Annotated in this window: 7 protein-coding genes and 1 pseudogene; 6 read left to right on the top strand and 2 right to left on the bottom strand. The window is 61.8% G+C overall.

Annotated features, from left to right (window positions below):
• The 5 genes from DBP26_RS12990 to DBP26_RS12970 all read left to right on the top strand — a co-directional run.
• A partial coding sequence (locus DBP26_RS12990; protein WP_177411049.1) for an RQC domain-containing protein occupies window positions 1-1084 on the top strand: 1084 nt, incomplete at its 5' end.
• Window positions 1085-1274: 190 nt separating this feature from the next.
• Window positions 1275-1709, top strand: a complete 435-nt coding sequence (locus tag DBP26_RS12985) for a MarR family transcriptional regulator (RefSeq protein WP_108240315.1) — start codon at window positions 1275-1277, stop codon at window positions 1707-1709.
• 122 nt (window positions 1710-1831) lie between these two features.
• Window positions 1832-4108: a FimV/HubP family polar landmark protein gene (locus tag DBP26_RS12980; protein WP_108240316.1), complete on the top strand. Its 2277-nt coding sequence runs from the start codon at window positions 1832-1834 to the stop codon at window positions 4106-4108.
• A gap of 5 nt (window positions 4109-4113) precedes the next feature.
• Entirely contained in the window at window positions 4114-4410 is a 297-nt protein-coding gene (locus tag DBP26_RS12975; protein ID WP_108240317.1) for a SelT/SelW/SelH family protein, read from the top strand.
• A 219-nt stretch (window positions 4411-4629) separates the two neighbouring features.
• Window positions 4630-5445 carry a UDP-2,3-diacylglucosamine diphosphatase gene (locus tag DBP26_RS12970; protein WP_108240318.1) on the top strand — a complete coding sequence of 272 codons (816 nt, stop codon included), beginning with the start codon at window positions 4630-4632 and terminating at the stop codon, window positions 5443-5445.
• Window positions 5446-5541: 96 nt separating this feature from the next.
• Here DBP26_RS12970 and DBP26_RS12965 read toward each other — a convergent pair.
• Window positions 5542-5854, bottom strand: a pseudogene (locus tag DBP26_RS12965) (DUF962 domain-containing protein).
• 138 nt (window positions 5855-5992) lie between these two features.
• On the opposite strand from DBP26_RS12965, the gene DBP26_RS12960 reads away from it, so the two are divergent.
• A complete protein-coding gene (locus DBP26_RS12960) occupies window positions 5993-7000 on the top strand; it encodes an AraC family transcriptional regulator (RefSeq protein ID WP_108240319.1) in 1008 nt (335 codons plus the stop codon).
• Window positions 7001-7016: 16 nt separating this feature from the next.
• Here DBP26_RS12960 and DBP26_RS12955 read toward each other — a convergent pair whose 3' ends face one another.
• A complete protein-coding gene (locus DBP26_RS12955) occupies window positions 7017-8471 on the bottom strand; it encodes a TrkH family potassium uptake protein (protein ID WP_108240320.1) in 1455 nt (484 codons plus the stop codon).
• Between the last annotated feature and the right edge of the window lie 11 nt (window positions 8472-8482).

Genomic DNA, 8482 nt, shown 5'->3' with positions numbered 1-8482 from the left:
AGGTGACGAGCGGCACAAGCGCGTCGAACAACACAAGCTCGACGCGATGTTGTCGCTGTGCGAAGAGACCCGCTGTCGGCGTCAGGCCTTGCTGGCCTATTTCGATGAAGACATGCCCAATCCTTGCGGCCATTGCGACAACTGTGTCGACGACGTACAGACCTGGGATGCGACCGAGCCAGCCCGTCAGGCGCTGTCGGCGATCTACCGCACGGGCCAGCGCTACGGTGTCGGTCATCTGGTGGACGTCTTGTTGGGCAAGGCAAACGACAAGGTGCAGAGTTTTGGCCATGAGAAACTCGCTGTGTTCGGTGTAGGCAAGGGCCGCAGCGAAGGCGAGTGGCGCTCGTTGTTCCGTCAGTTGGTGGCCCGGGGGCTGGCCGACACGGACCTGGAGGGCTATGGCGGCCTGCGCTTGACCGATGCCTGTCGCCCCTTGCTGCGCGGCGAGGTCACCCTGCAGTTGCGCCGCGACCTCAAACCGCAAACCACGCCCAAGGCGGCCGGGAGCCCTGCCAGCCAACTGGTGCGCGGCGAAGAACGGGAACAGTGGGAAGCGCTGCGCACCTTGCGACGCAAGCTGGCCGAGGAGCATGGGGTACCGCCTTACGTCATCTTCCCGGACTCGACCTTGCTGGAGATGCTGCGCAGCCAGCCTGCAACGATGGCCGACATGGCGCGAGTCAGCGGTGTGGGGGCGCGCAAGCTGGAGCGATACGGTGCGGCGTTCCTGGAAGTCCTGGGTGGGGGCGCTCCGGCGGCGCGTACCGTGACCGATCTGCGGCATGAGCTGATCAGCCTTGCGCGGGCGGGCATGACGCCGACCCAGATCGCCGGTCAGCTGCAGTGCTCTGAAAAGAATGTCTACGCGATGCTGGCCGAGGCGGTGGGCAATCAGCAATTGTCGTTGCAGCAGGCGCTGGACTTGCCTGAAAACCTGCTCGGGGAGATCCAGGATGCGTTTCTGGATGGCGAAGGGGAGTTGCCGCCCGTTTCTTCCATTGCCAGCCTGTTCGCCGGGCGCGTACCGGAGGGCGTGCTGTATTGCGTTCGGGCCGCGTTGCAGTCCGAATTCGAGATCTGACGCCTACATAGGGGCCCCGGTGGACCTCGGCTCGCTCTACGGCCCATCGTCCATCATTACGCAGGTCCGCCCCCTTCGCGTCTGCCAGCCCCTCGTGCGACGAAACACCGCGTCGCACCTCTTGCCTCGTCAGGGCCTCCATGGTTAGCTGCCTATTAATTAGGAATCGTCTTTAACCATTGAGTTACTTATGCCGTTGACTGAAGAACATCGCTTTGGCATGCAACTGGCCAACCTGTCCCGAGGCTGGCGAGCCGAGCTTGATCGCCGTCTGGCCGACTTGGGCTTGTCCCAGGCGCGCTGGCTGGTTCTGCTTCATCTTTCTCGCTTCAACGAGGCCCCGACCCAACGCGAACTCGCGCAGAGTGTCGGCGTCGAAGGTCCGACATTGGCTCGGCTGCTCGACAGCCTGGAGAATCAAGGCCTCGTCCGGCGCCAAGCCGTGGTTGAGGATCGTCGGGCGAAGAAAATTCTGCTGTCCGACACCGCTGCGCCTCTGATTGAAAAGATCGAGACCATTGCCACCGCGCTGCGCCATGAGCTATTCGAAGGCATCGACGAGCAAGACTTGCGTGTTTGCATGCGCGTGCACTCGACCATCCTGGCGAATCTGGAGAAATCCTGACGGCATTGGCCCAGACCCGTGACAAATACGTTGAACCTGCCGAAACATCCTGTTCTATTTGCAGCCATAATGCTGGTGTTCATTAAGAAATTTGCAGGGAAGCCTGCCTCATAAGGGTTCGCATGCTGAAGAGTTTTCTGGCCGGTCGTCGGCGCGGGAGTCACGGATCGTTTCGCGTTCAGTCAGGTCGTCGTGTGGGGTTGCTGGCCGCAGCCATCGCTTCGGCGGCCATCCTGCACAGTTCCACGGCGGCTGCACTGGGGTTGGGCGATATCACTCTGCACTCGGCCCTGGGCCAGCCGTTCAACGCGGACATCGAATTGATCGAGGCTGGCGGGCTGACCCCGGAAGAAATTCTCGTCACCCTGGCGTCCGCCGAGGCGTTCAACAAAGCGGGGGTGGAGCGGCTGTTCTTTTTCAACGACCTGCGCTTTACCCCGGTGATCCGTGGCAATCGCGCGGTCGTGCGAGTCGAATCGCACAAGCCGGTCACTGAACCGTACATGGATTTTCTGGTGCGCCTTTCGCGTCCTAACGGTGATCAGTTGCGCGAGTACACCGTGTTGCTGGACCCGCCCAATTCTCCGGCCGGGCTCGCCGCCACGCGCAGCCGCACCCAGTCGCCAGCCACGGCCACTCAAAACGATCAGTCCCGTTTCCCGGTCGCCCCACCCAAAGCGGTACAGGGCAAGCACTACACCGTCGTGTCGGGCGATACCCTGGCGGGGATCGCACGCCAGCTTCAAGCCGCTGGCAGCAAGTCGTCATCGACCGACCTGATCAGCGGTATCCAGGCGCTGAACCCGCAAGCGTTTCCCAATGGGGAGCGTAGCCAGTTGAAAATAGGGCAGAGCCTGTTGCTGCCCGATGCCGCTGCAGAGCCGAAGGTGGCTGCTCCCGCGTCCTCAGCCGCCGGGTCGCCACCCCCTGCGCCTGTTTCCGGTACCGCACCGCCGAACGCTGCCGAACAATTGACCGCCACGGCCATGGAAAACCAGACCTTGGCGAAGGCGGTCGATGATCTCAAGGCCCAAGTGCAACAGATCTCCGAGGACAAAACCGCCAAGGACAAGCAGATCATTGAGTTGCAGACCCAACTGGCGGAGATGAAGGCGCTGGCCGCACGCCCAGCCCCAACGGCGCCAGCGGTTCCTGCCAACGCTGCCCCCGTCCAGAGGGTCGAACCCGCTCAGCCCACCGCCTTGCCAGCTCCGGTCGCGGCGGACGATGAGTTTCCCTGGACCACCGTGCTGGCGGCGTTGCTGCTGTTGATTTTGCTACTGGCGCTGGCGTGGTCGGTCCGGCGCAACCGGATCAGAAACGCGCTGGAGCCAGTACCGGACGCTGCCGAGGCCATCGTCAAACCGGCACAGACGGTCACGCCAGTGTTCGAGGTGCCCGCAGTGACCCCCCGCCCTCTGACGACGGCGTCACCTGCCGCGCCCGCCGCTCCGGCAGGCCAACGCCTGGCAGGCGCCGCGACCGATGCCTTGGATGGCGCCAGCATCTACATTGCCTATGGCCGGTTCGCCGAGGCCCTGGCCATTCTGCGCGATGCCCTGAAGACTCAACCGCAGCGCACTGACGTCCGCATGCGCGTGCTCGAACTGTTGGGCGAGCAGGGCGACATAGCCGGCTTCAATGAAGAAGAGAACATCCTGCTGGGTCACGGCGTTGAGCCAGAAAAACTCGCCGAGATCCGCGCGCGCTATCCAAAGCTCAAGGTTGAAGCGGCGTCGGCACCTGAGCCGGAACCCGAACGGTCGTCCTCCCTGGCCCCGGCTGCCGTGGTGGGGCCCGCGGTCGTTGCGGCGGCCACCGCACACGCTGCGCAAGGCGCGAATGAAAACGCGCCTCTGCAACTGGATGAAAGCGCCGCTGCTGCCTTGAACCCTGAACCGGTCGATGATTTCCAGCTCAATCTGGATGACCTTTCGCTGGATGCCGATTGGGATCTGGTCGATCCATTCGACAGCACCCCTGTGCGCAAGCCCGAGACCGCGGCGGAGCCAGAAGTCGATCCTTCGTTCGCATCGGACCTCACTCAGTTGCCCGAAGTGTTCGAAATGCCGGAGGAGCAATTTCTCAGCGATTACGCCGAGGAGGAGGCCGCGCCCGCGTTCGAGGTGGAGTTCGAGCCCGCTCCGGAAACCGCTTCGGTCGCCCAGAGCGCCAGTGACTCGCTGGACGACGAGTTCCTCGACAGTTTTCTTTCCGATGACATCGAGTTCGATCTGATGGAGTTGGACAGCGAGCCTTTGAGCAAGCTCAACGAGGCGCAAGTGTTGATAGACGAGGGCAACATCGAGGACGCCCGCCGTCTGTTGCGGGAAGTGATCGATGAGTCCGACGACGGCCTCCAGCAATCGGCCCGCGATCTGCTGGCCGGTCTGGACTGAACGCCATGACGGACAAGCCTGAAATCGTCATCACGTACTGCACGCAATGCCAATGGTTGCTGCGCGCGGCCTGGCTGGCTCAGGAACTGCTCAGCACCTTCGGCGATGATCTGGGCAAGGTTTCGCTGGTGCCTGGCACGGGTGGCGTGTTCGTCATTTCCTGCAATGGCGTGCAGATATGGGAACGCAAGGCTGACGGTGGTTTTCCGGAAGCCAAAACCCTCAAGCAGCGGGTTCGTGATCAGATCGATCCGCATCGCGATCTTGGTCACAACGACCGCCAGTCCAGCCTCGACAACTGACGCGAGTTATGGGGGGCGCCATCTGTAATGGATGGGTGCTGTCCGTCCAGCGCCACTGCGGCGGCCTCCAGGGCTCGATTGCCTGTCGCATCGCACTGCGTGCCGAGAGGGTGACGTGGCTCGCGCGGCCCTGATGGCTGTCATCAAACGTCAATACCTTCGTCATGTGCACTTCACCCCTCCGGTCCACCCTTGTGGAAACCCGAGTGGAGGCTGTCCATGAGCATTGCCGAACATCTGAAGCCCAGCCGTAAACAGCGTGTCCGGACCCTGTGGATTTCAGATGTGCACTTGGGCACCCGGGACTGTCAGGCCGAGCACTTGGCGACCTTCCTCAAGCGCTATCATGCCGACAGGATCTATCTGGTCGGCGACATCATCGACGGCTGGAAACTGCGCGGTGGCATGTACTGGCCGCAAGCGCACACCAACGTCATCCGTCGCCTGCTGACGATGAGCAAGCGCGGCACTGAGGTCATCTATGTCACGGGTAACCACGACGAATTCCTGCGTCGCTATTCGAAACTGATCCTGGGCAACATCCATCTGGTGGACGAAGTCGAGCATGTCACCGCCGACGGGCGTCGATTGCTGGTGATTCATGGCGATCAATTCGACGTCATCACCCGCTACCACCGTTGGCTGGCGTTTCTCGGCGACTCGGCCTATGAGTTCACCCTGACCCTCAACCGCTGGCTCAACCACTGGCGCGCCAAATATGGCAAGGGCTACTGGTCGCTGTCGGCGTACCTGAAGCACAAGGTCAAAACGGCGGTGAATTTCATCAGTGATTTTGGGGAGGCCATCACCCGCGAATGCCTGCGGCGGGGGCTGGACGGCGTGGTCTGCGGGCACATCCACCACGCGGAAATCCGCCAAGTGGGAGGGGTGGAATACCTCAACTGCGGCGACTGGGTGGAGTCCTGCACGGCATTGATCGAACACTGGGATGGCACCATCGAACTGTTCAGATTGGCCGACGCCCACCTGCAGGCGAAGACCGCGCCGGTGCCAGCGGTGTCCGACACCGTCTGAGCAACGACGGCGGTCAACGGTCACCACGGGCGGCCAGCGACAACAGGTTTCAGGCGCTTAGAAAGCCCTGCCATTCACCACGCTGATAAGCCGCCATCAGAAGGCAACCCGGCCTGTGAGCATGTCTTTGTACATCACAAAATCGCCCAACAGGCTGTAGAAGGGGTGCTTGAACGTGGCCGGGCGATTCTTCTCGAAAAAGAAATGACCGATCCAGGCGAAGCCTATAGCCGGCCAGCGGCAACACCCAGAATAACAGCCAATGCCCGCTGAATAGAGCGCTCGCGGCAATCAGGATGACCAGCGTCGTGCCGACGAAATGCAAGCGACGGCAGGTGCTGTCCCGGTGCTCCTGTAGGTAAAAAGGATAGAAGTCGGCGAAACGCTCGAAGCTCTTGAGGTTTTCCACTGCACGCCTCTCTTGTTGTTTGTCAGATCTACAGTCTAGCGGAGGGTACGTGGCGGCCAGTGACAATGGGTGCCAACGTAGTATCCTTCGGCTATCGGTCGCCAAGGGGCGAGCGATCGGTGACCTGTAGACGGGGCCATGGAAAAAACGACTTCTTCGAGCTGGGCGATGGGGATCGTCAAATCCCTCGAAATGGACGGCCTGGACTGCCGCGCACTGTTCGAGGAGTTGGGTCTGATCTATGCCGACCTTGAGAACCCCGATGCGCGGTTTCCCCAGGACGGCATGACCCGGCTATGGCAGCGTGCTGTGGAACTGTCCGGCAACCCGGCAATTGGCTTGAACATCGCGCGGGTCGTTCGCCCGGCTTCGTTCAGTGTCGCCGGGTACGCGTTGATGTCCAGCCGTACCCTCAAAGAAGGCTTCGAGCGGCTGGTGCGCTACCAGCGCATCATCGCGGACAGTGCGGACTTGAGCTTCCGTCTGCTGCCTGAAGGGTATGCGCTGATTCTGACCGTCCACGGCGATCTGCTCCCGCCTACTCGCCAAAGCGCCGAAGCTTCCCTGGCGTTTGCCCTGGCCTTCTGTGGCTGGTTGACGGGGCGCCCGCTGCATCCTCGGCAGGTGCTGATCCAGGGTGACACGCCGAAAAACCTGGAACCCTACAAAAAGTTCTTTCACGCCCCGCTGACCTTCAATGCCCCTTACGACGCCCTGGTATTCGAGCGCGCCGACATCGAAGCGCCGCTGCCCACGGCGGATGAAGCGATGGCCAGATTGCACGACCGCTTTGCGGGGGAGTTTCTCGCCCGTTTTGCCAGCAACCGGGTGACCCACCAGGCGCGGCAGGTACTCTGCCGCCTGCTGCCGCGCGGCGAACCGAAGCGAGAGGCTGTGGCGCAAAGCCTGCATCTTTCGCAGCGCACCCTACAGCGCCGTCTGCAGGAGGAGGGCACCAGCTTTCAGACCCTGCTGGACGATACCCGTCGCGAGTTGGCCGAGCAGTACCTCGCGCAGCCGCAGATGACCCTGCTGGAAATTGCCTATCTGCTGGGGTTCGCCGACCCCAGCAATTTTTTCCGGGCGTTTCGTCGTTGGTTCGACGAAACGCCCGGCGAATATCGAATCAGAAAATCGATCGCATGATCCTCTCGTAGCCGACTCAATGCCGCCAGAACGCCGGAACGCACAGCACCAGAATGGTGATGATTTCCAGCCGACCCAAGAGCATCCCCGCCGACAGAATCCATTTGGCGGCATCCGGCAACGTCGAGAAGTTGCCTGCCGGGCCGATGGTTTCGCCCAAGCCTGGGCCTACGCCCGACACCGTGCTCGCGGCGCCCGTCAGTGCGGTCATCCAGTCCAGCCCGAGCAGCGAAAGCAACAGGGCGATCAGGCAGATCGTGATGGTGAAGAAGAACGAAAACGTCAGGATCGAGCGCACGATTTCATCGTCCAGCCGATGGCCGTTGTACTTCTGTTTGATGACCGCGCGAGGATGAATCAACTGGTTGAGGTTGGCCTTGAGCAGGATGTAGGCGACCTGAAAGCGGAACACCTTCACCCCACCGGCCGTCGAGCCGGAGCAGCCGCCGATGAAGCCCAGATAGAAGAAGAACATCAGCGCGAAATTCCCCCACAGGCTGTAGTCCCCCAGCGCGAAGCCGGTGGTGGTCAGCACCGAGGTGGTGTTCAGGGCGACGTGTCGCAGCGCCTCGTACCATGGCAGGTCGGTGGTCACCCAGTACCACAGCGTCATCACCAGCCACGTGACCAGCAGCAGCCCGATGAAGCCTTGCACCTGTTGGTCCTTGATCAGCGCGTTGCGATGGCCACGCAGGGATGCAACGTACAGCGTGAACGGCAGGCTGCCGAGGATCATCACCACGATGGCGACCCAATGCACGGCGGGTTGTGGCCATTTGGCGAGGGACAGGTCGGATGTGGAAAAGCCTCCAGTGGAAATGGCCGACATCGCGTGGTTGATGGCGTCGAACAGGCTCATGCCCGCCCACCAGAATGCCAGGCTGCCCAGAACGGTGATGCTGACGTACACCAGCACGATGTATTTGGCGACCATGTGCGAGCGCGGCATGACCTTTTCGGAGCGATCCGAAGACTCGGTCTGGAACAGGCGCATGCCACCGATGCGCAGCAGCGGCAGGATCGCGACCGCCATGCCGATGAAGCCGATCCCGCCCAGCCAGTGGAGCAATGAGCGCCAGATGAGGATGCCTGGCGACATGTTGTCGAGTCCGCTGAGCACCGTGGAGCCCGTTGCGGTGATACCGGACATGCTCTCGAAGAACGAGTCGGTGTAGCTGATGTGCTGCGTGAGCAGAAAAGGCAGCGCCGAGAAAATGCACACCACCACCCAACTGCTGACCGTCAGCAGGTACATGTCTCGAGGGCGCAGGTGCACATGTTCCGGGCGCCCAGGACCCACCAGCGCAAGGCCGGCGATAAAGGTCATGAGGCTCGACCAGAGAAATGACGGCATGTCACCGGTGCGGTCGAAAATGACCAGCGTGACCATGGGCACGACCATGGCGATGGCGAGGGTGATCAGGAAGATGCCGATAATGAAACCGATGGTGCGAAGGGTCGGCAACGCCATGCAGTCGCTCT

Origin of the sequence: Pseudomonas sp. RIT409 (assembly GCF_003052515.2) — a bacterium.
Classification (GTDB): Bacteria; Pseudomonadota; Gammaproteobacteria; order Pseudomonadales; family Pseudomonadaceae; genus Aquipseudomonas.
The sequence above is the reverse complement of the archived record's forward strand: the minus strand, read 5'-3'. Positions and strand labels throughout refer to the sequence as shown.

Coding starts and splice junctions, on each gene's coding strand:
- DBP26_RS12955 (WP_108240320.1), bottom strand. CDS start 8,471: ATGGCGTTGCCGACCCTTCGCACCATCGGTTTCATTATCGGCATCTTC.
- DBP26_RS12960 (WP_108240319.1), top strand. CDS start 5,993: ATGGAAAAAACGACTTCTTCGAGCTGGGCGATGGGGATCGTCAAATCC.
- DBP26_RS12975 (WP_108240317.1), top strand. CDS start 4,114: ATGACGGACAAGCCTGAAATCGTCATCACGTACTGCACGCAATGCCAA.
- DBP26_RS12985 (WP_108240315.1), top strand. CDS start 1,275: ATGCCGTTGACTGAAGAACATCGCTTTGGCATGCAACTGGCCAACCTG.
- DBP26_RS12970 (WP_108240318.1), top strand. CDS start 4,630: ATGAGCATTGCCGAACATCTGAAGCCCAGCCGTAAACAGCGTGTCCGG.
- DBP26_RS12980 (WP_108240316.1), top strand. CDS start 1,832: ATGCTGAAGAGTTTTCTGGCCGGTCGTCGGCGCGGGAGTCACGGATCG.